Annotated in this window: 21 protein-coding genes; 9 read left to right on the top strand and 12 right to left on the bottom strand. The window is 68.1% G+C overall.

What is annotated here, in order from left to right:
• Position 1: 1 nt before the first annotated feature.
• Positions 2-1,501, bottom strand: a complete 1,500-nt coding sequence (locus QNA08_RS00530) for an NAD(P)H-hydrate dehydratase (protein ID WP_283738736.1) — start codon at positions 1,499-1,501, stop codon at positions 2-4.
• Positions 1,502-1,765: 264 nt separating this feature from the next.
• Here QNA08_RS00530 and QNA08_RS00525 point away from each other — a divergent pair, with 264 nt between their 5' ends.
• Both QNA08_RS00525 and glnA read left to right on the top strand, forming a co-directional pair.
• Complete coding sequence (locus tag QNA08_RS00525) at positions 1,766-2,104, top strand: P-II family nitrogen regulator (RefSeq protein ID WP_283738735.1); 339 nt, start codon at positions 1,766-1,768, stop codon at positions 2,102-2,104.
• A 60-nt stretch (positions 2,105-2,164) separates the two neighbouring features.
• Positions 2,165-3,574, top strand: coding sequence for a type I glutamate--ammonia ligase (gene glnA / locus QNA08_RS00520; RefSeq protein WP_283739286.1), 1,410 nt, complete (start codon positions 2,165-2,167; stop codon positions 3,572-3,574).
• Between the two features lie 98 nt (positions 3,575-3,672).
• Here the strand turns inward: glnA and QNA08_RS00515 are convergent, their stop codons facing one another.
• A complete protein-coding gene (locus tag QNA08_RS00515) occupies positions 3,673-3,888 on the bottom strand; it encodes a hypothetical protein (RefSeq protein WP_283738734.1) in 216 nt (71 codons plus the stop codon).
• 162 nt (positions 3,889-4,050) lie between these two features.
• Here QNA08_RS00515 and QNA08_RS00510 point away from each other — a divergent pair, with 162 nt between their 5' ends.
• The 5 genes from QNA08_RS00510 (at position 4,051) to QNA08_RS00490 (ending at position 12,344) form a co-directional block, all read left to right on the top strand.
• On the top strand, positions 4,051-6,018 hold the full coding sequence (locus QNA08_RS00510; RefSeq protein WP_283738733.1) for a PhoX family protein: 1,968 nt from the start codon (positions 4,051-4,053) through the stop codon (positions 6,016-6,018).
• An 859-nt stretch (positions 6,019-6,877) separates the two neighbouring features.
• Positions 6,878-8,932 (top strand): DNA topoisomerase IV subunit B, encoded by a 2,055-nt coding sequence (gene parE / locus QNA08_RS00505; protein WP_283738732.1) that lies wholly within the window; start codon positions 6,878-6,880, stop codon positions 8,930-8,932.
• Positions 8,933-9,049: 117 nt separating this feature from the next.
• Entirely contained in the window at positions 9,050-9,349 is a 300-nt protein-coding gene (locus QNA08_RS00500; protein WP_283738731.1) for a hypothetical protein, read from the top strand.
• A gap of 299 nt (positions 9,350-9,648) precedes the next feature.
• On the top strand, positions 9,649-11,067 hold the full coding sequence (locus QNA08_RS00495) for a DEAD/DEAH box helicase (RefSeq protein WP_283739285.1): 1,419 nt from the start codon (positions 9,649-9,651) through the stop codon (positions 11,065-11,067).
• A gap of 227 nt (positions 11,068-11,294) precedes the next feature.
• Positions 11,295-12,344, top strand: a complete 1,050-nt coding sequence (locus QNA08_RS00490; protein ID WP_283738730.1) for a GGDEF domain-containing protein — start codon at positions 11,295-11,297, stop codon at positions 12,342-12,344.
• Positions 12,345-12,357: 13 nt separating this feature from the next.
• Here QNA08_RS00490 and QNA08_RS00485 read toward each other — a convergent pair whose 3' ends face one another.
• The 9 genes from QNA08_RS00485 to QNA08_RS00445 all read right to left on the bottom strand — a co-directional run bounded on the left by QNA08_RS00485 (position 12,358) and on the right by QNA08_RS00445 (position 20,404).
• Entirely contained in the window at positions 12,358-12,681 is a 324-nt protein-coding gene (locus QNA08_RS00485) for a TfoX/Sxy family protein (protein ID WP_283738729.1), read from the bottom strand.
• 4 nt (positions 12,682-12,685) lie between these two features.
• Positions 12,686-13,072 (bottom strand): HesB/IscA family protein, encoded by a 387-nt coding sequence (locus tag QNA08_RS00480; RefSeq protein ID WP_283738728.1) that lies wholly within the window; start codon positions 13,070-13,072, stop codon positions 12,686-12,688.
• 141 nt (positions 13,073-13,213) lie between these two features.
• Positions 13,214-13,654: a VOC family protein gene (locus QNA08_RS00475; RefSeq protein WP_283738727.1), complete on the bottom strand. Its 441-nt coding sequence runs from the start codon at positions 13,652-13,654 to the stop codon at positions 13,214-13,216.
• 17 nt (positions 13,655-13,671) lie between these two features.
• Positions 13,672-14,010 carry an SUF system Fe-S cluster assembly protein gene (locus QNA08_RS00470; RefSeq protein ID WP_422679842.1) on the bottom strand — a complete coding sequence of 113 codons (339 nt, stop codon included), beginning with the start codon at positions 14,008-14,010 and terminating at the stop codon, positions 13,672-13,674.
• Between the two features lie 62 nt (positions 14,011-14,072).
• Complete coding sequence (locus QNA08_RS00465) at positions 14,073-15,314, bottom strand: cysteine desulfurase (protein ID WP_283738725.1); 1,242 nt, start codon at positions 15,312-15,314, stop codon at positions 14,073-14,075.
• A gap of 129 nt (positions 15,315-15,443) precedes the next feature.
• The gene (gene sufD, locus QNA08_RS00460) at positions 15,444-16,778 is read right to left on the bottom strand and encodes a Fe-S cluster assembly protein SufD (RefSeq protein WP_283738724.1); all 1,335 of its coding nucleotides are present in this window, start codon (positions 16,776-16,778) and stop codon (positions 15,444-15,446) included.
• 2 nt (positions 16,779-16,780) lie between these two features.
• On the bottom strand, positions 16,781-17,530 hold the full coding sequence (sufC, locus tag QNA08_RS00455; protein ID WP_283738723.1) for a Fe-S cluster assembly ATPase SufC: 750 nt from the start codon (positions 17,528-17,530) through the stop codon (positions 16,781-16,783).
• A 152-nt stretch (positions 17,531-17,682) separates the two neighbouring features.
• On the bottom strand, positions 17,683-19,155 hold the full coding sequence (gene sufB, locus QNA08_RS00450) for a Fe-S cluster assembly protein SufB (RefSeq protein WP_283738722.1): 1,473 nt from the start codon (positions 19,153-19,155) through the stop codon (positions 17,683-17,685).
• A 58-nt stretch (positions 19,156-19,213) separates the two neighbouring features.
• Positions 19,214-20,404, bottom strand: coding sequence for a cysteine desulfurase family protein (locus QNA08_RS00445; RefSeq protein WP_283738721.1), 1,191 nt, complete (start codon positions 20,402-20,404; stop codon positions 19,214-19,216).
• 271 nt (positions 20,405-20,675) lie between these two features.
• Here QNA08_RS00445 and QNA08_RS00440 point away from each other — a divergent pair, with 271 nt between their 5' ends.
• Complete coding sequence (locus QNA08_RS00440) at positions 20,676-21,338, top strand: alpha/beta hydrolase (RefSeq protein WP_283738720.1); 663 nt, start codon at positions 20,676-20,678, stop codon at positions 21,336-21,338.
• Positions 21,339-21,356: 18 nt separating this feature from the next.
• Here the strand turns inward: QNA08_RS00440 and QNA08_RS00435 are convergent, their stop codons facing one another.
• Positions 21,357-22,454 (bottom strand): anhydro-N-acetylmuramic acid kinase, encoded by a 1,098-nt coding sequence (locus tag QNA08_RS00435; protein ID WP_283739284.1) that lies wholly within the window; start codon positions 22,452-22,454, stop codon positions 21,357-21,359.
• Positions 22,455-22,565: 111 nt separating this feature from the next.
• Between QNA08_RS00435 and tyrS the strand changes: the two genes are divergently transcribed.
• On the top strand, positions 22,566-23,822 hold the full coding sequence (gene tyrS, locus QNA08_RS00430; protein WP_283738719.1) for a tyrosine--tRNA ligase: 1,257 nt from the start codon (positions 22,566-22,568) through the stop codon (positions 23,820-23,822).
• Positions 23,823-23,850 lie beyond the last annotated feature (28 nt).

Genomic DNA, 23,850 nt, shown 5'->3' with positions numbered 1-23,850 from the left:
GCTACTCATCGATTCCGGCGAGCAGATCCCGCAGCACGGCGGGCAGCGCCTCCGGCAGGTCCTCCGCGATCAGCCCGGGACCGACCCGCTCGCCGGCCGCGGCGTGCAGCCACACCGCCGCGCAGGCCGCAAGGAACGGCGGCATGGCCTGGGCGAGGAGGCCCGCCGCGATGCCCGCGAGCACGTCGCCCGCCCCGGCCGTCGCCAGCCATGGCGTGCCGTTCTCGTTGATCGCCGCCCGGCCGTCCGGGGCCGCGATCACCGTGTCCGGGCCCTTGAGCACGATGACGGCGCCGGTCGCGGCTGCCGCCGCGCGGGCACGCTCGAGCTTCGACGGCGCATTCACGACGTCGGACTGATCCTTGAAAATGCGTGCGAACTCGCCTTCGTGCGGTGTCAGTATGACGCCGCTCCGGCCCATCGCGCCGGCGATGCCGCGCAGGCCCTCGGCGTCGCCGGCGAAGGAGGAGAGTGCGTCGGCATCGAGAACGAGCGCCCGCTGCCGGCCCGCCGCCGTCTCGACCATCCGGCGCGTCGCCGGGCCGACGCCTGCGGCCGGACCGATGACGAGGGCGTTGATGCGGCTGTCCTCCAGAAACGCCGCGAGCCCGTCGGCGCCGTCGACGGGGCGGACCATGACGGCGGTGAGCTGGGCCGCATTGACGGCGAGCGCAGCCGGCGGCGAGGCCACCGTCACGAGCCCGGCACCCGCCCGCAGGGCCCCCCTGGCGGCAAGCCGCGCGGCGCCGGTGCCCGCGATCCCGCCCGAGATCACGACGGCGTGGCCGCGCCGGTACTTGTGAGCGTCGAGAGCCGGAACCGGGAACTGCGGGCGCCACCAGGCCGGGTGGTTGGCCCGCGTGCCGATGGCAAGGCCGGCGATGACGTCGTCGCTGATGCCGATGTCGGCGACACGCACATGCCCGCAATGGAGGCGCCCCGGCAAGAGCAGGTGCCCCGGCTTGCGCCGCGCGAACGTCACCGTCTCGTGCGCACGCACGCCGGTGCCGCGTATGGCGCCGCTGTCGCCGTCGATGCCGGAGGGAATGTCGACCGCGACGACGTGGGCGCCGCTCCCGTTCACGGCCTCGACGAGGGTGCGGGCCGCCCCGTCGAGCTCGCGCGCGAGCCCCGCGCCGAACAGCGCATCGACGATGATCCTTGCCTCGTCCGGCCGCGCTGCGGCCGCCGCCGCTACCGGCCCCTTCCAGTCCGCCGCCGCGAGCGCGGCATCTCCCTTTAGGGCCTCGCGCTCCCCGAGAAGCGCGACTTCGACCCGGTAGCCGCGCGTGACGAGAAGGCGGGCTGCGACGAAACCATCGCCACCGTTGTTGCCCGGGCCGCAGAGGATGAGCACCCGCGTGCCAACCGGATGACGCGCCGAAACGGCATCGGCGACAGCCCGCCCGGCGCGCTCCATCAGAACCCGACCGGGCGTGCCGGCGGCAATGGTCCTTGCATCGGCGGCGCGCATCTCGCCGGACGTCAGAAGTTCGTGCATCCCAGGCTCCCGGAGGTTTCTGGCAGATTCCCGCTGCAGGCTCGTCATGCCAAGCGCCTGCCGCGGCGGCATGCCACCTCGCCCGGAATGTTCCGATCTATATTTTGTGCAATTGCACTCAATTTGTGCAAATGAAGCCTTCGGCAGCGGCAATCTGGCGCCCTCCCGACCAACTTCCACATGGAAGGTGCCCGGATTTTGATGCTATGAGCCGACTGTGGGACGGCTCTCCGACGTGGCCGATCGCGAAAGGCGGGGCAGCACATGAAGAAGATCGAGGCGATCATCAAGCCCTTCAAGCTCGACGAGGTGAAGGAGGCGCTGCAGGAGGTCGGCCTTCAGGGCATCACAGTCATCGAGGCCAAGGGCTTCGGCCGGCAGAAGGGCCACACCGAGCTCTACCGCGGTGCCGAATACGTCGTCGATTTCCTGCCGAAGGTGAAAATCGAGATCGTGCTCGCCGACGACATGGTCGAGAGCGCGGTGGAGGCCATCCGCAAGGCCGCGCAGACCGGACGCATCGGCGATGGCAAGATTTTTGTATCGACGGTCGAGGAGGCAATCCGCATCCGCACCGGCGAAACCGGGCTCGACGCGGTGTGACCTTCCAATCGGGCCTTCCCCCGGCCCGGATCAGCTCGTGATCAACAAGAGGAACGAATGATGAAGAGCGCCAAGGACGTGCTCAAGGCGATCAAGGACAACGACGTCAAGTACGTCGACCTGCGCTTCACCGATCCGCGCGGCAAGTGGCAGCACGTCACCTTCGACGTCTCCATGATCGACGAAGACTTCTTCGCCGAAGGCACGATGTTCGACGGCTCCTCGATCGCGGGCTGGAAGGCAATCAACGAGTCCGACATGCTGCTCATGCCGGATCCCTCGACAGCGACGCTCGATCCCTTCTTCGCCGCGCCCACGCTGTCCGTCGTCTGCGACGTGCTCGAGCCGACCACCGGCGAATCCTACAACCGCGACCCGCGCGGCATCGCCAAGAAGGCGGAAGCCTTCCTTGCCTCCACCGGCGTTGGCGACACCGTCTACGTCGGCCCCGAGGCCGAGTTCTTCGTCTTCGACGACGTCAAGTTCAAGGCCGACCCCTACAATACGGGCTTCAAGCTCGACGCCACCGAGCTGCCCGTGAACGGCGACACGGACTACGAGGGCGGCAACCTCGGCCACCGCATTCCCACGAAGGGCGGCTACTTCCCGGTTCCGCCGCTCGACAGCGGCCAGGACATGCGCGGCGAGATGCTCGCGGCCATGGCCTCGATGGGCGTCAAGGTGGAGAAGCACCACCATGAGGTCGCTTCGGCCCAGCACGAGCTCGGCATGAAGTTCGACACGCTGACGCACATGGCCGACCAGATGCAGATCTACAAGTACTGCATCCACAACGTTGCCCAGAGCTTCGGCAAGACGGCCACCTTCATGCCCAAGCCCGTCTACGGCGACAACGGCTCGGGCATGCACGTCCACCTGTCGATCTGGAAGAACGGCAAGCCGCTCTTCGCCGGCAACAAGTACGCCGACCTGTCGCAGGAGTGCCTGTGGTTCATCGGCGGCGTGATCAAGAACGCCAAGGCCATCAACGCCTTCACCAACCCGTCGACGAACTCCTACAAGCGTCTCGTCCCGGGTTTCGAGGCGCCGGTGCTGCTCGCCTACTCCTCGCGCAACCGCTCGGCCTCCTGCCGCATTCCGTGGACGACCTCGCCCAAGGCGAAGCGCGTCGAGGTGCGCTTCCCCGATCCGGCAGCGAACCCCTACCTCTGCTATGCGGCGCTCATGATGGCCGGCATGGACGGCATCCTGAACAAGATCGATCCGGGCTCGGCCATGGACAAGGATCTCTACGATCTGCCGCCGCGGGAGCTCAAGAAGATCCCGACCGTCTGCGCCTCGCTGCGCGAGGCCCTGCAGCAGCTCGACAAGAACCGCGGCTTCCTCAAGGCCGGCGGCGTGTTCTCGGACGACTTCATCGATGCCTACATCGAACTGAAGATGGCCGAGGTCATCCGCTTCGAGCACACGCCGCACCCGGTCGAGTTCGATATGTACTATTCCGTCTGAGCCCGTCTCAGGCAAGACAAGCGAAAGGGCGCCCGGGAGGCGCCCTTTCTGTTTGCGGCGCCGCCTCGCAGCGCTTCAGGTTCCCGCCCTGCGCATTCTCATCGCGCGATCGAGAAGGCGTGGAGCCGGGCGAGCCAGTGGCGCATGCGGTCGACGAGCGTCGCGGGCAGGCCTGCGGCCGCGCCGATCGCCTCATGAGCATCCATCGGCTCCGGTTGCGCCGGTGGCACCCAGGCGATCGCCTCGCCGGCCGAGCGGGCGGCCTGCATGAGATGGGCGGACTGAACCTCGAAAACGACGGAACGCGGGAACACGGGGGGGGGTACCTCCAGACTGCTCGCGCCATCGTGGGCGCGCGTGGTTAATGCCGGCTGAAGCCACGCCACCTGTCCGGAACCTTTCCAGTGTCATCGCTCCGACATCCAGCCCCGCTAGCCGGAAGCGGACCGTGCTTTCGATGAAGCCTGGAGGCAGCCATGACCGACAAGACCCTGAATCGCTCGCAGCGATACGAGGAGGCGGAAAACGCCGGCAGCAACACGAGCGGCAACCCGACCATGGGCGAGATCATCGCCGAGCGTTTCAGCCGCCGCGACCTCCTGCGCGGAGCCCTCGCCGTGACCGCGATCTCGGCAACCGTCTCCCCCCTCGCCCTTGCCACTGCGGAGAAGGCGCAAGCCCAGAACGGCAGGCCTGCCTTCAATTTCAAGGAGATCGCCGCCGGCAGCGACGAGACGCACCACGTCGCCGAGGGCTACGACGCCGACGTCCTCATCCGCTGGGGCGACCCCGTGCTCGCCGACGCGCCGGCCTTCGACCCGGCGAAGCAGACCGCCGCCGCCCAGCGCCACCAGTTCGGCTACAACAACGACTTCGTCGGCTTCATCCCGCTCGATGGGTCGAGCGAGCATGGCCTCCTCGTCGTCAATCACGAGTACACGAACGAGGAACTGATGTTCCCCGGCATCGGCCGGCAGGACACGAAGGACGCCGGTTTCGCCAGGATGACGCGCGATCTCGTCGACATCGAGATGGCGGCACATGGCGGCTCCATCCTCGAAGTCCGCCGCATCGCCGGCAAGTGGCAGGTGGTGAAGGGCTCGAAATATGCCCGCCGCATCACGGCCGACACCGAGATGGAGATCACCGGCCCGGCTGCCGGCCACGAGCGCATGAAGACGCCGAGCGACCCGAGCGGCCGCAAGGTCCTCGGCATGCTCAACAACTGCGCCGGCGGTGTCACGCCGTGGGGCACCTGGCTCACCTGCGAGGAGAACTTCAACGGATACTTCTGGGGCAAGGCCGACGGCCATCCCGAAGCCGCCGCGCTGAAGCGCTACGGCGTGCCCGGCAACTGGTACAACTGGGGCCAGTATCACGACCGCTTCGACGTGACGAAGGAGCCGAACGAGTCCAACCGCTTCGGCTGGGTCGTCGAGATCGATCCCTTCGATCCCAATTCCGTGCCCAAGAAGCGCACCGCCCTTGGCCGCTTCAAGCACGAAGGCGCCGCCAACATCATCAGCAGGGACGGCCGCTTCGTCATCTACCAGGGCGATGACGAGCGCTTCGACTATGTCTACAAGTTCGTGACCGAGGCCAAGGTCGACCTGCAGAACCGCGCCGCCAACCGCGACATCCTCGACCGGGGCACGCTGTACGTCGCGAAGTACAAGGCGGACGGCACCGGCGAGTGGCTGCCGCTCGTCCACGGGCAGGGGCCACTCACGGAGGCTAACGGCTTCCGCAGCCAGGCGGACGTGGTGATCGAGGCGCGCCGCGCCGCCGACCTCCTCGGCGCCACCAAGATGGACCGGCCGGAGGACGTCGAAGCCAATCCGAAGACCGACAAGGTCTACGTGATGCTGACCAACAACACGCGCCGCAAGAACGACCAGGTGGACGCCGCCAATCCGCGCGCCGACAACGCCTTCGGTCACATCATCGAGATGCTGCCGAACGGCCGCGACCATGCCGCCACGACCTTCACCTGGGAAATCCTGGTGAAATGCGGCGATCCCTCGATCGCCGCGGTGGGCGCCACCTTCTCCTCGGCCACCACCAAGGACGGCTGGTTCGGCATGCCCGACAACTGCGCCGTCGACAATGCGGGCCGCCTGTGGATCGCGACCGACGGCAACAGCCCCAAGGCGACCGGGCGCGGCGACGGCCTGTGGGCGCTCGAGACGGAAGGCGAAGGGCGCGGCACCTCGCGGCACTTCTTCCGCGTGCCCGCGGGCGCGGAGATGTGCGGCCCCTGTTTCACCCCCGACGATGAGACGCTCTTCCTCGCCGTCCAGCATCCGGGCGAATCCGAGGACGACAAGGTGGCCGCCACCTTCGAGCAGCCGTCGACACGGTGGCCTGATTTCAAGGAGGGCATGCCCCCACGCCCGGCGATCGTCGTCGTCACGCGGCGGGGCGGCGGCAAGATCGGCGCGTAACCAGCTCCCGGCACTCCTTCGCCGCTGCTCGAAACAGCGGGGCGGCCTCGGCTGCCCCCGCGTGCGAAGGGAGAGTTCTCAGGCGCCGCCGGCGCCCTGATCTCCGCCGCCCTTTCGGGCGCGGAGGGCTCGGGGCGGGGCATGCGGGCATGCACGAGAGGGCCGGGCGCGGCTCCCGACCGCGGTGCTTGAGGCTTGCTCCGTGAACGCTCTGGCGGGCTGACCTTTTTACCCGCCACTGGTGGGCACGGTCGGTGACCCGGGCGATCACGGCCTGGGCCGCCGGGCGGGCGGGACGGGAGAATCGCAAGACAATGTTCCTATGTCATCAAGTAGTCGCACTCCTGCCGGCCCCGCCCCGGGATGACGGTGGATGGTTTTCGCACGAACCTCTGACTGTCACCCCGGAAGCCGCGTGAGCGGCTGTCCGGGGCCCAGAAACGACAACGGTGCAAGCAAGGGCGCGGCGGCCGCCGCGCCTTCTGTTTCACCCGCATCGGTTCTGGGTCCCGGGATGACGGTGGATGGTTCCCGCGTGAACCTCCTCCCTGTCACCCCGGAAGCCGCGTGAGCGGCTGTCCGGGGCCCAGAAACGACAACGATGCAAGCAAGGGCGCGGCGGCCGGCGCGCCTTCTGGTTCACCCGCATCGGCTCTGGGTCCCGGGCTCCTCGTCGTCCCCTCCCCTCATCGTGGCGCACGGGCCGGGGCCCCCGGATGCGGCGCCTCCCGACAGGCGGACCGCGGCCCCTTGACAGGTGGCATCGGAATGGCGTGTTTCCCATCCGTTCCCGTTGCCGCGCACGGCATGGCATAGTGGGGGCACGGGTGCGAATCACGGCGAGAGGGCAAGCGGACGCATGGCCGATACGGGCGATCTCTTCGGGGCGGGTGGCGGCGCGGCGGCGCGCAAGCTTCCAGCGGCGGCCAAGCTCCCGGGGAAGAGCCCCTCACCCGCCGCTGCCCGCGGTACTCCCGGCGAGAGCGGCTACACGGCCGCCTCGATCGAGGTTCTCGAGGGCCTGGAGCCCGTTCGGCGCCGCCCCGGCATGTACATCGGCGGCACGGACGAGAAGGCCCTGCACCACCTCTTCGCCGAGGTCATCGACAATTCGATGGACGAGGCGGTGGCCGGTCACGCCACCTTCATCGAGGTCGAGCTGGAGGAGACGGGCTTCCTGCGCGTCACCGATAACGGTCGCGGCATCCCGATCGACCCCCACCCGAAGTTTCCGGAAAAGTCGGCGCTTGAAGTCATCCTCACGACGCTCCACGCTGGCGGCAAGTTCGACTCCAAGGTCTACGAGACGTCGGGCGGCCTGCACGGCGTCGGTGTCTCCGTCGTCAATGCGCTCGCCGAGCGGCTGGAAGTCGAGGTGGCACGCAACAAGACGCTCTATCGCCAGGTCTATGCGCGCGGCGTGCCGCAGACCGGCGTCGAGATCGTCGGCGCGGTGCAGAACCGGCGCGGCACGACCGTGCGTTTCAGGCCGGACGCCGAGATCTTCCGCGATGGCGTGCACTTCAACCCGCGCCGCCTGTTCAAGATGGCGCGCTCGAAGGCCTATCTCTTCGGCGGCGTCGAGATCCGCTGGCGCTGCGCCCCCACGCTCGCCGCCAGCGTCGATGGCGTGCCGCCGGAGGCCGTGTTCCGCTTCCCCGGCGGCCTCAAGGACTATCTCGCCCGTGAGCTCGACGGCCGCGAACTTGTGGCCGACCAGCTCTTTGCCGGCAAGATCGACAAGCCGGGCGGCCACGGCTCGCTCGAATGGGCCGTCGCCTGGCTCGCGACCGACGACGGCTTCGTCTCCTCCTATTGCAACACGATCCCGACGCCGGAAGGCGGCACGCACGAGTCCGGCCTGCGCGTCGCCCTGTTGCGCGGCCTGCGCGACCATGCCGAGCGCGTCGGCCAGGCCAAGCGTGCGGCACAGGTGACGACCGACGACGTCATGGCCACCTGCGGCGCCATGCTCTCCGTCTTCATCCGCGAGCCGGAGTTCCAGGGGCAGACCAAGGACAAGCTCGCCACGCTCGAAGCCTCGCGCATCGTCGAGAACGCGGTGCGCGACGCCTTCGACCACTGGCTCGCCGCCTCGCCGCAGCAGGCGACCAAACTCCTCGACTGGACGATCGAACGGGCCGAGGAGCGTCTGCGCAGGCGGGCCGAGAAGGAGGTCGCGCGCAAGACAGCGACGCGCAAGCTGCGCCTGCCCGGCAAGCTCGCCGACTGCACCAATGCCGGCGCCGCCGGCTCCGAGCTCTTCATCGTCGAGGGCGATTCGGCCGGCGGCTCGGCCAAGCAGGCGCGCGACCGGGCGACCCAGGCCATCCTGCCCCTGCGCGGCAAGATCCTGAACGTGGCCTCGGCCACGCGCGACAAGCTGGCCCAGAACCAGCAGCTTGCCGACCTCGTGCAGGCGCTCGGCTGCGGGACCGGCTCCCACTACCGGGACGAGGATCTTCGCTACGAGAAGATCATCATCATGACGGACGCCGACGTGGACGGCGCCCATATCGCATCGCTCCTCATCACCTTCTTCTGGCGCCAGATGCCGCGGCTCATCGACAGGGGGCACCTCTACCTCGCCGTGCCGCCGCTCTACCGTCTGAGCCATGGCGGCAAGACGGTCTACGCGCGCGACGACGACCACCGGCAGGAACTGCTCGCGACCATCTTCAAGGGCAAGAAGGTCGAGATCGGCCGCTTCAAGGGCCTCGGCGAGATGCTGCCCGCCCAGCTCAAGGAAACGACGATGGACCCGCGCAAGCGCACGCTGCTCAAGGTGGTCGTCGCCGCTGAAGAGAAGCTCGAGACGACCAATACGGTCGAGCGTCTGATGGGCAACAAGCCTGAAGCCCGCTTCGCCTTCATCCAGGAACGCGCCGCCTTCGCCACGGAACTCGACATCTGAGGTCCGCCGACGCCGATGGCGCGCATCGCCGGCAGAGGCGGATACCCGATGTTAAGGTTGATCGTCGAATCTCCCGCCGTGCGGATTTGAGCGCCTCAGGCGCACGATGGGTTTTCCATGTTGCGTGAGTTCCTGCGTCACCGCGGTGGCAGCGCCCCGGTCGAAATGGCCAAACTGGCCGCTGTCATCGCCTTCCTCTCGGTGATCGCCGCCAATTGGATATCGTCCGCGACGATGGGCGATCTCGGGACCGCTGCCGAGACGGTCCGGGCGGACCGCGAACGGGCGAACGGCATCGTCGCCCGTGGCGGAATGCCGGCGGCGCGCGAGCCCGTCGACCCGATCGTCACCGGCTCCGTTGGCAGGCTGGTTGAGCGCACGCGGATCGATCCCTGCCGCGCGGACGACACGCGTTGAATGCGCGGGCGCGGCTCGGCCGGTCGCCCCCGTGATTCGCCCCGTGCAGGACAAAGCGGCAATCCGGCTTCGTCCAGGAGTGCCTGCCGGCCCGGCGCAGTGTGCGCGATCGCCCGGTTGCCTGCCTCAGCCACTTCGGCCCGTTTCTTGTCAAGGCCCGCGTTGACATCGGACACGATCCTCTTATGTTCCGCGCAGGCGTCGCAATCGAGCGACCGTAAGCGGACCGCTTGATCGGTCCAACCGTCCCGGTCGAAACGAACCCACGTGCCTCCGCGGACGCATCGTCACGGACCATGATGTCATTTTCCGATCTCGGCCTCAGCGAGAAGGTTCTCCAGGCTGTCACCGCCGCCGGCTACAGCGAGCCGACCCCCATTCAGGCCGCGGCGATCCCGCATGTTCTGCAGCGCAGGGACGTGCTCGGCATCGCGCAGACGGGCACCGGCAAGACCGCCGCCTTCACCCTGCCGATGCTTACTGTCCTCGAGGGTGGGCGCGCCCGCGCGCGGATGCCGCGTACGCTGATCCTCGAGCCCACCCGCGAGCTCGCCGCGCAGGTGGAGGACAGCTTCGCCAAGTACGGCGCCAACCATAAGCTGTCCGTTGCCCTTCTCATCGGCGGCGTGTCGTTCGGCGACCAGGACGCGAAGATCACGCGCGGCGCCGACGTGTTGATCGCGACACCCGGCCGGCTGCTCGATCACGTGGAGCGTGGAAAGCTTCTGCTCACGGGCATCGAGATCCTCGTCATCGACGAGGCGGACCGCATGCTCGATATGGGCTTCATCCCGGACATCGAGCGCATCTGCCGTCTCGTGCCCTTCACGCGGCAGACGCTGTTCTTCTCCGCGACCATGCCGCCGGAGATTCAGCGTCTGGTCGACACATTCCTCCACAATCCGGCGCGGGTGGAAGTGGCGCGCGCTTCCACGACGGCGGCGACCATCACGCAGCGCCTCGTTGCCTCCGGCCGCGAGGCGCACCAGAAGCGCGAAGTGCTGCGCCGCCTCATCCGCAGCGCCGAGGACCTGAAGAACGCCATCATCTTCTGCAACCGCAAGCGCGATGTCGCCATCCTGCACCGGTCGCTGGAGAAGCACGGGTTCAACGTGGCCGCCCTGCACGGCGACATGGACCAGCGCTCGCGCATGCAGGCTCTCGACAGCTTCCGCAACGGGGAAATCACCCTCCTCGTCGCGAGCGACGTCGCCGCCCGCGGGCTGGACATTCCGGACGTGAGCCACGTCTTCAATTTCGACGTGCCGCACCACGCAGAGGATTACGTCCATCGCATCGGCCGCACGGGGCGCGCCGGTCGCTCGGGCTATGCCGCGACGATCGTGACCAGCGCCGACGAGAAGGCGCTTTCGGCCATCGAGAAGCTGACCAACCAGTCGATCGAATGGGAGGGAGCGAAGCTGTCTCCCGATCTCGACAGCGAGCCGGCAAGCGACGAGCGGCCGCGGCGCCGTGGCGGACGCGGCGAGGAAGGCCGCGAGGGCCGCGGCAGCCGGGGCGGGCGCTCCCGGCCGCGGGAGAGCGAAGCACGCTCGCATGTTCCCTCGCCCGGGCGGGCGATGCCGCCGGTCTCGAGCCAGCGTCGGCGCGACAATGACGACGGCCCGCCCGTGGTCGGGCTGGGGGACCACGTCCCTGCCTTCCTGCTCCGCCCGGTGCGGATCGGCAAGGCCGCGGCCGCGACCGAGCAGGACTGAGCCGATACCATCTGCGGCGTCGGCGAGCGACCTCACAGCGACGGGGATGGAGCGCGGCCTTGCGCGGCGGCCGGCGCCGGTGTCCTGGTAGCGACGCGCGGATCTGCGCACGAACAAGACGGCCGCGGCATGTGGATTGCGCCATTTCACCCCTTCCGTCTTAACTGACGAGAAAGCACGCTGAGCGATAAGCTCGACCCACCGTGCGCTTGAGGGGTTGCGGACGCATGACCGGGCAGAACGCCGAAGTCAATCCGACCTATGCCATTGGCGAGGCAGCCTTCGAGCGCCTGAAGGCGCTGGGGGCTCCTGCTCATCCGCGCAGCTACGAGCTGTGGTTCACCTATGTCTCGGCGCAAAGGCCGGCGCTGACCGCGGCCGTCGACCGGCTGCTCGGACTCAACGGCCGCCTGAGCGACGCCGACATCGACGAGCTCTACGACACGCATCTGTCGCCGCACCGCTTCTCGCATCACGCCGAGCGTGCGAGCCTGAGCGTGCTCGCCGAGATCGACCAGGTCATGGAGATGTTCGACCTCGCCATGGGGTCGACGGCGCGATACGGCGAGTCCCTGGTGACCATTTCCAAGGACCTCACCGAAACCGTCGACCGGGCGCGGTTGCGCAGCATCGTCGAGGCGCTCGTGCTCGCGACGCGCGACGCGGCCGCGACGAACAAGACCCTCGAAGCGCGCCTGCGCGAAACGCGTGGCGAGATCTCGTCGCTGCGCGAGTCCCTCGAGGCCGTGCGGCTCGACGCCCTCACCGACGCCCTGACGGGTGTCGCCAACCGGCGGCACTTCGACGAGATGCTGGTGAAGGCTATCGACCACGCGACCGTCAGCCGGACGCCGCTGGCGCTCGTCATGATCGACGTCGACCATTTCAAGCATTTCAACGATACCTACGGCCATCTGACGGGCGACCAGGTGTTGCGCCTCGTCGGCGCCACCATGCGCGAGAAGGTGAAGACGAAGGCGACGCTCGCGCGGTTCGGCGGCGAGGAATTCGCGGTCCTGCTGCCGGACACGCTGCTGGAAACGGCGCATGGCATCGCCGAAACGATCCGCCAGACGGTGATGTCGCGCGAACTGGTGAAGCGCTCCACGGGCGAGTCGCTGGGACGGGTGACGCTGTCGCTCGGCGTCGCCGTGCTGCGCAAGGGCGATACCGCCTCCTCCCTGCTGGAGCGTGCCGATCAGTGTCTGCTCCTCGCAAAGCGCCTGGGACGCAACCGCACGACGACCGAGACGGAACTCGTCGCCAACGTCGCGTGATGCGGGCACCTCGTCAGCGCTTCTTCCCCCGCCGTGCGGCCGCGAGCGCCAATTCGGCCCAGTGCTTCAATGCGTCGGGATCTTCGAGCGCCTCGTCGGGCAGGCGCCAGTAAGACATCACGACGTGCCTGCCGTCCTTCGTGTCATAGGCAAAGGGAGCGCTTCCGGCCGCACGGAACGCGCCTTCCGTCTCGCCATCCGCCTTGGCATAGATCTCACCTTCGGCTTCGAGCGCGAACATGACGCCGTCGCGATAGATCCCGTGCCCGCCAAACATGCGACGCACGCTCACCGGCCCGAATGCCGCGAAGAGATCGAGGATCGAGGCTGTGTCCAACGGTTCAGGACGCCGCTGCCAGCGTCTCGGCCTTGGCGGGCGTGATGGCGACCGACTCGCCGCAGCCGCAGGCGGAGGTCTGGTTGGGATTGTTGAAGACGAACTGCGCCGACAGCTTATCGATCCTGTAGTCCATCTCCGTGCCGAGGAGGAACAGCACCGCCTTGGGATCGACGAGGAGCGTCACGCCCTTGTCCTCTACGATCTCGTCGCCGGGGGCGATGCTCTCGGCATATTCCATGGTGTACTCCATGCCGGCACAGCCGCCCTTCTTCACGCCGACGCGCACGCCGGCGATCGGCCTGCCGGCCTTGGCCATGATCTCCTTGACACGGTCGGCCGCCGCGTCGGTCAGGCTCATCACCTTGAGCTTGGTGCGGGAAGCACCCATTCCGTCTGTCCTCCAGGCAGGGTTCAAGGCCCTACGAACAACAGCTCTGCACAGAAGATAATCGCTCGGCGCCCGCCGGTCGAGGGAGGCCCGCACGTGCCACCGGCACCTCGCGCAACCGCATCGGCATGCGCCGCGCCCTCAATAGGTGCTCCACACGCCGGGCGTGACGAGCTCCAGGAGGTGCCCGTCCGGATCGCGGAAATAGATGCTCTCGCCGCCGCGCGGCCAGCGGGTGCGCCCCTCGATGGCGACGGCGCGCTCGGCAAGCCTCTCCTCCCACGCGGGCAGGTCCTCCCGCGCGATGGCGAAAGCAACGTGCAGGGGCCCGTCCCCGTCGTGCGGCGGGATGGTGCCGCCCGGCATCCTGATCTCCTCGAGGGTTGTCCCCCGCTTGAACAGGAGCAGGACGCTGCGTCCGCCGACATCGAGTGCGACGAGCCGATCGTCGGCGAAGAGGGCCGGCAGGGCGAAGAGATCCTCGTAGAACCGGGCGGCCTTGCCGAGGTCATCCACGTAGAGCGCCGTCTCGAGGACGCCGCGGAGGCGGGGCGGCGCGCGTTCTGCGAGGGTCTCGGCCATGACGGCGCCTCGTGCGCTCACCACATGTCGAGGGCGACGCGCGCCTCGTCCGACATGCGGCTCTGGTCCCACGGCGGATCGAAGACCATGTTGACCGTCACGCCCTGGATGCCGTGCACGGCCGACACGGCATTCTCCACCCAGCCCGGCATCTCGCCGGCCACCGGGCAGCCCGGCGCGGTCAGCGTCATGTCGATCGTGACGTTGCGGTCGTCGTCGATGTCCACGCGGTAGATCAGGCCGAGCTCGTAGATGTCGGCCGGGATCTCGGGGTCATAGACCGTCTTCAGCGCGGCGATGATGTCGTCGGTCAGCCGCTCCAGCTCGTCGGCGGAGAGGCTCGACGGCGAAGCGATGGTCGGGCTATTGGGCCTCGCGTCGGCGACCGGTGCGGAAGCGTCAGTCACTGCAGATCTCCTCAGGCGAACAGCTGCTCGGCCTTGGTCAAAGCGTCGGCGAGCTTATCCACCTCGTCGAGCGTGTTGTACAGCGCAAATGAAGCCCTGCAGGTCGCCGTCGTCCCGAAGCGGGCGAGCAGCGGCATGGCGCAATGCGTCCCGGCTCGCACCGCAATGCCGGAGCGGTCGATGACGGTGGCGACGTCGTGGGCGTGCGCTCCCTTCATCTCGAACGCGAGGATCGCCCCCTTGTGCGGAGCGCGGCCGATGATCCTGATGGAATTCATCGCGCCGAGGCGCGCATGGGCGTAATCCCGAAGCATCTCCTCGTGCGCCAGGATTGCCTCGCGCCCCAGCCGCTCAACATAGCGGACCGCGGCGCCGAGCCCGATCGCCTGCACGATCGGCGGCGTGCCGGCCTCGAAGCGGTGAGGCGGCGTGTTGTAGGTGACGGTCTCGGTCGTCACCGTCTCGATCATCTCGCCGCCCCCGTTGAACGGCGGCATCCTCTCGAGCCACTCGCGCTTGCCATATAGCACGCCGATGCCCGTCGGGCCGTACACCTTGTGGCCGGTGAAGACATAGAAGTCGGCATCGAGGTCGCGCACGTCGACGGGCAGGTGGACAGCGCCCTGGCTGCCGTCGACCAGCACGGGAATGCCCCGCGCATGGGCCATCCGGATGATGTCCTTGACGGGTGTCACCGTGCCGAGCACGTTCGACATGTGCGTGATGGCGACGATCTTCGTGCGCTCGGTCAGCAGCCGCTCGAACTCATCGAGAAGGAAGACGCCGTCATCGTCCACCGGCGCCCATCTGATCACCGCTCCCTTGCGCTCGCGGTGGAAGTGCCAGGGCACGATGTTCGAGTGGTGCTCCATGATGGAGAGCACGATCTCGTCGCCCTCCCCGATCGCCGTGCGGCCGTAGGAGTCGGCGACGAGATTGATGGCCTCCGTCGCCGAGCGCGTGAAGATGATCTCGTCGGAACTGCCGGCATTGATGAAGCCACGCACGGCCTCGCGCGCGTCCTCGAAGGCTTCCGTCGCCGCATTCGCCATGAAGTGCAGGCCACGATGCACGTTGGCATAGGCCGTCTCGTAGGTCTGTACCATCGCGTCGATGACGGCGCGCGGCTTCTGCGCCGAGGCGGCACTGTCGAGATAGACGAGCGGCTTGCCGTAGACCCTCCGCGACAGGATCGGAAAGTCGGCGCGAATGGCCTCGACATCGTAGGCGGGACGCGGAACAGCGATGTTCATAACGGTTCTCCCGTCGGTCCGGAGCCGTCCCCGGGGCGCCAGGGGGCGCCGTCGACACCGGCCAGCGCGTCGCTGAGCGATGCCGGGTTCATGGTCCCGGGCGCGGCCGCCGCGCCCGGAACGGGTCGTTCAGGCCGCGCGCGCGGCGAGCCAGGCGGCCGTCCGCCCGAGCAGCGCCTCGCGCACGCCCTCGTGTGCGACAAGTTCGATCGCCTCGCCCAGGAAGGCCTGGACGAGGAGCGCCTCGGCCTCGCCGCGCGGCAAGCCGCGCGCCATGAGGTAGAAGAGCAGGTCCTCGTCCAGCGCGCCGCAGGTCGCGCCGTGCGCGCACTGCACGTCGTCGGCGAAGATCTCGAGCTCCGGCTTGTTGTTCATCGTGCCGGTCTCGGAGAGGAGCAGCGCCGCCGACATCATGCGGCCGTCGGTCTTCTGCGCGTCCGGGCGGACGATGATCTTGCCCTGGAAGACGCCGGTCGCCTCGCCGTCGACGACGGTCTTGAACAGCTCGCGGCTCTCGCAACCCGGCACCGCGTGGTCGACGACGAGCGTGGTGTCGGCGTGCTGCCGGCCGCCGATCATCGTGGCGCCGCCGATCGACACCTTGCTTCCCTCGCCCTCGAAGGCGAGGAACAGCTGGTGCCGCGCCGCGGCGCTGCCCGTGACGACACCGAGCGTGTTGAACAGCGCCTCGGCGCCGAGCGACACAGCCAGCGTCGAGAGCGCCAGCGCCCCGTCGCCCTCGGCGTTGAGCCGCACGTGCGACACATTGGTCCCAGCGCCGGCGAAGATCTCGACCACCGTGTTCGTCTGGTAGGCGACGCCGGCCGTCCCCTCGTGCGTCTCGAGCAGCGTGACCGAGGCCCCTTCGCCGACCGCAACGAGCACGCGCGGCGAGGTGGCAAAGGGCGCCGCGCCGGTATTGACGAAGCGCAGATGCAGGGGTTGCGCGACGGGCACGCCATCCGCCACGCGGATCACCGCGCCATCGGCCATGAAGGCTGCGTTGAGGGCGAGGGCGGCATTGTCCTTCCCCACCGCGACGCGTCCCATCTCGCGAAGGAGCGCATGGCCGCTGGCGAGCGCCTCCGCGAGGGGCACGATCTCGACGCCGGCAGGCAGCCCGCCCGTGGACGAGGCACCGGGCAGGAAATGACCGTTGACGAAGGTCAGCCGCACGGCGTCGACGGCCGCAAAGGCCTCGGCGGCAGCGATGGCCCCGGCCGCCTCCGCGGCGGAGGGCAGCGGGGCGAGCGGCGCCGCCTCGCGCATCAGGCCGCGCAGGTCGGTATATTTCCACTCCTCGACGCGGCGATGCGGGAGGCCGGCGGCCTCGATGCGAGCGAAGGCCTCTTCGCGGCGCTTCGCCACCTCGCCGTCGCCGGGCAGCTCGCCCTTCGCGGCCTTGAAGCGCTCGATGAGCGCCGTCTCGGCCGCCGTGCGGATGGGTGTGACCTCTGCGCTCATGCTCAGGCCGCCTCTTCCTTGTACTCGGCATAGCCGGAGGCCTCGAGCTCAAGGGCGAGCTCCTTGCCGCCCGAACGCACGATGCGGCCGTTCGCCATCACATGCACGCTGTCCGGCACGATGTGGTTCAGCAGGCGCTGGTAGTGCGTGATGACGAGGAAGGCGCGCTTGGGGTCGCGCAGCGCGTTGACGCCTTCCGCAACCACCCTGAGCGCGTCGATGTCGAGGCCGGAGTCCGTCTCGTCGAGGATGCAGAAGCGCGGCTCGAGCAGCGCCATCTGCAGGATCTCCATGCGCTTCTTCTCACCGCCCGAGAACCCGACATTGAGAGCCCGCTTCAACATCTCCTGGTCGATGTGAAGGCGTTCGGCGGCTTTCTTTACGCGACGCATGAAGTCGGGCGTCGTGAGCTCCTCTTCGCCGCGCGCCTTGCGCTGGGCGTTCATGACCGACTTGAGGAAGGTCATGGTGGCGACGCCGGGGATCTCCAGCGGATACTGGAATGCGAGGAACACGCCGTGCGCGGCCCGCTCGTGCGGGTCCATCTCCAGGAGATTCTGGCCGTCGAGCACGATCTCGCCATCGAGGACCTCGTAGTCCTCCTTGCCGGCGATGACATAGGAGAGCGTCGACTTTCCCGATCCATTCGGGCCCATGATGGCGGCGACCTCGCCCGCCTTCACCGAAAGATCGAGGCCGTTGAGGATGCGCTTTCCGTCGATCTCGACGACGAGGTTGTTGATCTGGAGCATCGTGTCTTTCCCTGGCCGAGCCCGGTGTCACGCAGGACCGCCCGGCCGCCATTTCCATGCCGTGGCCGGCTCCCGCGCCGGCCGTTTCGATTGGACGATCCCCGCGGCCTGCCGTCGGGGCGCCGGGGCTGGCAGAGGCCGCCCCCAGGCGGTCAGCCCACCGAGCCTTCCAGGCTGATCGAGATGAGCTTCTGCGCCTCGACGGCGAACTCCATCGGAAGCTGCTGCAGCACGTCCTTGACGAAGCCGTTGACGATGAGGGCCACCGCCTCCTCCTCGTCCAGGCCGCGCTGCAGGCAATAGAACATCTGGTCGTCCGAGATCTTCGAGGTCGTGGCCTCGTGTTCGAAGACGGCGCTGGCGTTCTTGCTCTCGATGTAGGGCACGGTGTGCGCCCCGCACTTGTCGCCGATGAGCAGGCTGTCGCAGTTCGTGAAGTTGCGCGCGCCCGTCGCCTTGCGATGCGCCGAGACGAGGCCGCGGTAGGTGTTCTCGGAGCGCCCGGCGGCGATGCCCTTGGAGATGATCCGGCTCGTCGTGTTCTTGCCGAGGTGGAGCATCTTCGTTCCCGAATCGACCTGCTGATAGCCGTTCGAGATGGCGATCGAGTAGAACTCGCCCCGCGAATTGTCGCCACGCAGGATGCAGGACGGGTACTTCCAGGTGATGGCCGAGCCGGTCTCCACCTGTGTCCAGGAGATCTTGGAGTTGGCGCCGCGGCAGTCGCCGCGCTTCGTCACGAAGTTGTAGACGCCGCCCTTGCCCTGCGCGTCGCCCGGGTACCAGTTCTGCACCGTCGAGTACTTGATCTCGGCGTCGTCGAGCGCGATCAGCTCGACGACCGCGGCGTGGAGCTGGTTCTCGTCGCGCTGCGGCGCCGTGCAGCCCTCGAGGTAGCTCACGTAGGAGCCCTTGTCAGCGATGATCAGCGTGCGCTCGAACTGTCCGGTCTTGCGCTCGTTGATGCGGAAGTAGGTCGACAGCTCCATCGGGCAGCGCACGCCCTCGGGCACGTAGACGAACGAACCGTCGGTGAAGACCGCCGAGTTCAGCGTCGCGAAGAAGTTGTCCGAGACCGGAACGACCGAGCCGAGATACTTCCTCACGAGCTCGGCATGCTCACGGATGGCTTCGGAGATGGAGCAGAAGATCACGCCCGCCTTGCGCAGCTCCTCCTTGAAGGTCGTCGCGACCGACACGGAGTCGAACACCGCGTCCACGGCGACGCGCGAGCCACCCTCCACGCCGGCGAGGATCTCCTGCTCGCGCAGCGGAATGCCGAGCTTCTCGTAGGTCTTGAGGATCTCGGGATCGACCTCGTCGAGCGACTTCGGCGCCGGGTTCTTCTTCGGCGCGGCGTAGTAGTAGAGGTCCTGGTAGTCGATCTTGGGATAGCTCACGCGCGCCCAGGTCGGCTCGCGCATGGTCACCCAGCGGCGATAGGCCTCAAGGCGCCATTCCGTCATCCACTCCGGCTCGCCCTTCTTCTGCGAGATGAAGCGGACGATGTCCTCGGACAGGCCCTTGGGAGCCTTGTCGACCTCGATATGGGTCTCGAACCCGTACTTGTACTGATCGACGTCCAGCGTCTTGACGCGCTCGACGGTCTCCTGCACGGCAGGCATTCCAGACCTCCTCTCACGGCTTCAAGGGCCGCGGGTTAGGCTTCAGACAATCCGTCGCTCAGGCGGCCTGCCGCCCTGCGCGACGGGAGATCAGCGCGCCGGCCACCTTGGCGAAGGCCGTCGCGAAACGGGTTACATCCGCCTCCTCAGAGGCCCAGCCGAGGCTGACGCGCAGCGCACCCTCGGCAACGTCACGTGCAACGCCCATGGCATCGAGCACGTGGGAACGACGCACCTTGCCGGACGAACAGGCCGACCCTGACGACACGGCCACGCCCTCGAGGTCGAGCGCCATGAGCAGCGTCTCGGCTCTCAGGCCCGGCACGGCGAATGCAAGCGTATTGGGCAGACGATCGACGCCAGCCCCGAAAATCACCGCGTCTGGAGCGATCCGGCGCACCTCGTCCTGCAGACGATCGCGCAATGCTCCGATCCGCGCGGAATAATCTTCAATCTCGTCCAATGCAAGACTGGCCGCGACGCCGAAGCCCACAATGCCCGCGACATTCTCCGTCCCGGCGCGGTAGCCGCGCTGCTGGCCACCGCCGCGCACGAGCCGCTCGCGGATCTCGATGGCCTCGTGCCCCAGGACGAGCGCTCCGACGCCCTGCGGCCCGCCAAACTTGTGCGCGGAGAGCGTCATCAGGTCGGCGCCGAGGCCGGCGACATCGATCGGGATCTTGCCGGCCGCCTGCACCGCGTCCGTGTGCACCATGCCGTCACGGGCGTGCACAAGGCGCACCGCCTCGGACACGGGCTGGACGACGCCGGTCTCGTTGTTGGCGAACTGCAGCGACACCAGAGCCCGCCCGCCCGGACGCTCGTCCGCGAGCCGCGAGAGGCGCCTCTCCAGCCAGGACAGGTCGGCGAGGCCCTGCCGGTCGACCGGCACCCGCTCCACGCGATGCGCCGGGAAGCGCGCACCTTCGAGCACGCTCGGATGTTCCGTGGCGCCGACGAGGCATAGAGCGAGCGGCTCCTCACGTCCGCAGCAGCCGAGCGTGGGCGTGAGCGCCGTGTTGTTCGCCTCCGACCCGCCGCTCGTGAAGATGACGTTTTGCGGCCTGGCCCCGACGAGCGCGGCAACCTTCTCCCTCGCCTCCTCGACGAGCCGCCGCACCGTCCGTCCTTCGCTGTGGACGGACGAGGGATTGCCGGTCAGGGCGAGCGCACGCGCCATGGCCTCCATCACGGCAGGCCGCACCGGCGCCGTGGCGTTGTAGTCGAGGTAGGTGCGTTCGGTCGTCATCCTCGTCTCCGGGAGCGGCACTTCGCGTCGAACACGAGCCTTGCCTTGCCCCCCCGTTGCCGTGGTAGATAGCGCCCACTACATGCCTTGGACAGTCGCGCCCTGCACGATTGCCTTGGTTCTCACCGGCTGAAGAGCTTCTTTAGAAGCGTTCTAAGCGAATAGAATAATTCTAAATGTGATTTAGGAGGCCCAACCTCACCGAGTCAAGGCCCGCGGAGCGGGCCTGCCTTGCGCGAGAGACAGCCTTGGTCACGCAGCAGAGTACACCATGCCCGAAGTCATCTTCACCGGTCCGGCGGGGCGCATCGAAGGCCGCTATCAGCCCGCGAAGCGGAAGGGAGCGCCGATCGCGATCGTGCTGCATCCGCATCCGCAGTTCGGCGGCACGATGAACAACCAGATTGTCTACAATCTGTTCTACGCCTTCGCGAACCGCGGATTCTCCGTGCTGCGCTTCAACTTCCGTGGCGTGGGACGGAGCCAGGGGGCCTTCGACCACGGCCAGGGCGAATTGTCGGACGCCGCCGCCGCGCTGGACTGGGCGCAGGCCATGAACCCGGAGGCCCGCACCTGCTGGATCGCCGGCGTTTCCTTCGGCGCCTGGATCGGCATGCAGCTTCTCATGCGCCGCCCCGAGATCGAGGGCTTTATCTCGATCGCGGCCATGGCGAACCGGTATGACTTCTCCTTCCTCGCCCCCTGCCCGTCCTCCGGCCTGTTCGTGCACGGCTCGCAAGATCGCGTCGCCCCCGTGAAGGACGTCGTCAGCGTCATCGAGAAGGTGAAGACGCAGAAGGGCATCCAGATCGAGCATGCTGTCGTCGACGGAGCCAACCACTTCTTCGACGGCAAGGTCGAGGACCTGATGGAAACCGTGAACGGCTACCTCGACAAGCGCCTCGGCGTCGCGACCGCCGAGGACGCAGCCTGACCCTCCCCTTGCGGAGCCTCAAGGCTCCGCAAGCACGCCCCCCGAGAGGGGCTCGGCCACGCCCGTCGTCGTCGGAAAGGTGAGCGGCAGCCCGGCGAGGCTCCGCACCGCCAGGAAGGCGAAGGCCTGCGCCTCCAGGGCCTCCGCGGACCAGCCGAAATCCTCGGCGGTCCGCACGTCTGCCCCCGTCTCCCGCGCGAGCATCCGCAGCAGCGTCGGGTTGCGCGCCCCTCCCCCGCATACGATCCACAAGGCAGGCGCCGCGGGCAGATGCGCGATGATCGCTGCGACCGACCGGGCGGTGAAGGCGGTGAGCGTGGCGGCGCCGTCCTCGGTCGCCAGCCCCGACACCGCCTCGCGTGAAAAGGCGTTCCGGTCAAGCGACTTCGGCGGCCGTTGCGCGAAATAGGGATGCGCCATCAGCCGGTCGAGGGCCGCCGGGTCCACGCGTCCGCGTGCGGCAGCGGCGCCATCGCGGTCGATCCCCGCTCCCGTGCGCTCGAACATGAAGTCGTCGATCAGGGCATTGCCCGGGCCGGTGTCGCAGGCAATCGGCGGGGCATCCGCGTCGATCCAGGTGACATTGGCGACGCCGCCAACGTTGAGGACGGCAACTGGCCCTGCGAGGCCGGCCCGCCTGACCAGCGCCTGATGGAACACCGGCACAAAGGGCGCTCCCTGACCGCCGGCGGCGACGTCGGCGGCGCGCAGGTCGTGGACGGTGCGGATGCCCAGGCGGCGCGCCAGGGCGGCCCCGTCGCCGATCTGGACGGTCAGGCGGCGCTCGGGGCGGTGGATGACCGTCTGGCCGTGAAAGCCGACGACATCGACCTCCCGCGCCCTCAGCGCGTAGGCGGCCAAGAAGCGCTCGACCGCCTCGGCATGCGCCTCCGTGACGAGGGCCTCCGCCTCCCGCAGGGCCCCCGGCCGCGCCTTGCGATCGGCGAGCGAGGCCGCGTCGGCAAGAGCACGACGCAGCAGGGCGCGCTCCTCGTCGTCATAGGGACGGAAACCCGTTGGCCCGAAGGACGAGATGGAGATGCCATCGCTCTCGATGAGCGCGACGTCGACACCATCCAGCGATGTTCCGCTCATGAGACCGATGGCATGCAAGATCCTCACCCCTGATGAAATCCCCGCTGGAACCTGTTACACCACCGGCCCCGTCGAGCCCACGGCCTCGGCTCGACCGCTGCGACTTCGAGGCCCTATCCAAGACCAGGACCGATGAGCACCTTTCGTTCCGACTTCCTCCGCACGCTCGACGAGCGCGGCCTCATCCACCAGGTGTCCGACGCGCCGGCGCTGGACGACCTGGCGACGAAGGAACGGATCGTTGCCTATATCGGCTATGACCTGACGGCGCCGAGCCTGCACGTCGGGCACATGACCAACATCATGATGCTGCGGCGCCTGCAGCAGACCGGCCACAAGCCGATCGTGCTCATGGGCGGAGGTACCACCCGCATCGGCGACCCGTCCTTCCGCAACGAGGCGCGTCCGCTGCTCGACGAGGCGCAGATCGCCACCAACAAGGCGACGATCAAGGGGGTCTTCTCGCAGTTCCTCACCTTCGGCGACGGGCCGACGGACGCCGTCATGCTGGACAACGCGGAGTGGCTCGACAAGCTCGAGTACATTCCCTTCCTGCGCGACATCGGCCGCCATTTCACCGTCAACCGCATGCTGACCTTCGAGTCGGTGAAGACCCGGCTCGACCGCGAGGAGCCGCTGTCGTTCCTCGAGTTCAACTACATGATCCTGCAGGCCTACGACTTCCTCGAGCTGTCGCGGCGCTACGGCTGCCGCCTGCAGATGGGCGGTTCCGACCAGTGGGGCAACATCGTCAACGGCATCGAACTCGGCCGGCGCATCGACGGCAAGCAGCTCTTCGCCCTCACCTGCCCGCTGCTCACCACCTCGTCCGGGGCGAAGATGGGCAAGTCGGCGAGCGGCGCGGTCTGGCTCAATGCCGACATGCTGTCGCCCTACGACCTGTGGCAGTACTGGCGCAACGCAGAGGATGCGGACGTGGGCCGCTTCCTGCGCATCTTCACCGACTTGCCGCTTGACGAGATCAGGCGCCTCGAGCGTCTCGAGGGAGCCGAGCTCAACGAGGCCAAGAAGGTGCTGGCCACCGAGGTCACGGCCGTGGTCCATGGCCGGGCGGCGGCCGAGGCGGCGGCGGAGACGGCGCGCAAGACCTTCGAGGAAGGAGCGCTCGCCGAGGACCTGCCGAGCGTGAGCGTGTCGACCGACATGCTCAACGCCGGCCTCGGCGTTCTCAGCGCCTTCGTCCAGGCCGGCCTCGTCGCCTCCACGAGCGAGGCGCGCCGCCAGATCAGGGCCGGTGGCCTCAAGGTCAACGATGCGAATGTCACCGACGAGCGCGCCGTGCTGACCCCGGGCGACCTCACGCCGGAAGGCGTGGTGAAGCTGTCGCTCGGCAAGAAGAAGCACGTGCTCCTGCGGCCGACTGCCTGACGGCAATCGCGCCCCCCGTGCGCAAAGG

The organism is Chelatococcus albus, from assembly GCF_030067675.1.
In the GTDB taxonomy this organism is placed as follows: domain Bacteria; phylum Pseudomonadota; class Alphaproteobacteria; order Rhizobiales; family Beijerinckiaceae; genus Chelatococcus_A; species Chelatococcus_A albus.
The sequence above is the reverse complement of the archived record's forward strand: the minus strand, read 5'-3'. Positions and strand labels throughout refer to the sequence as shown.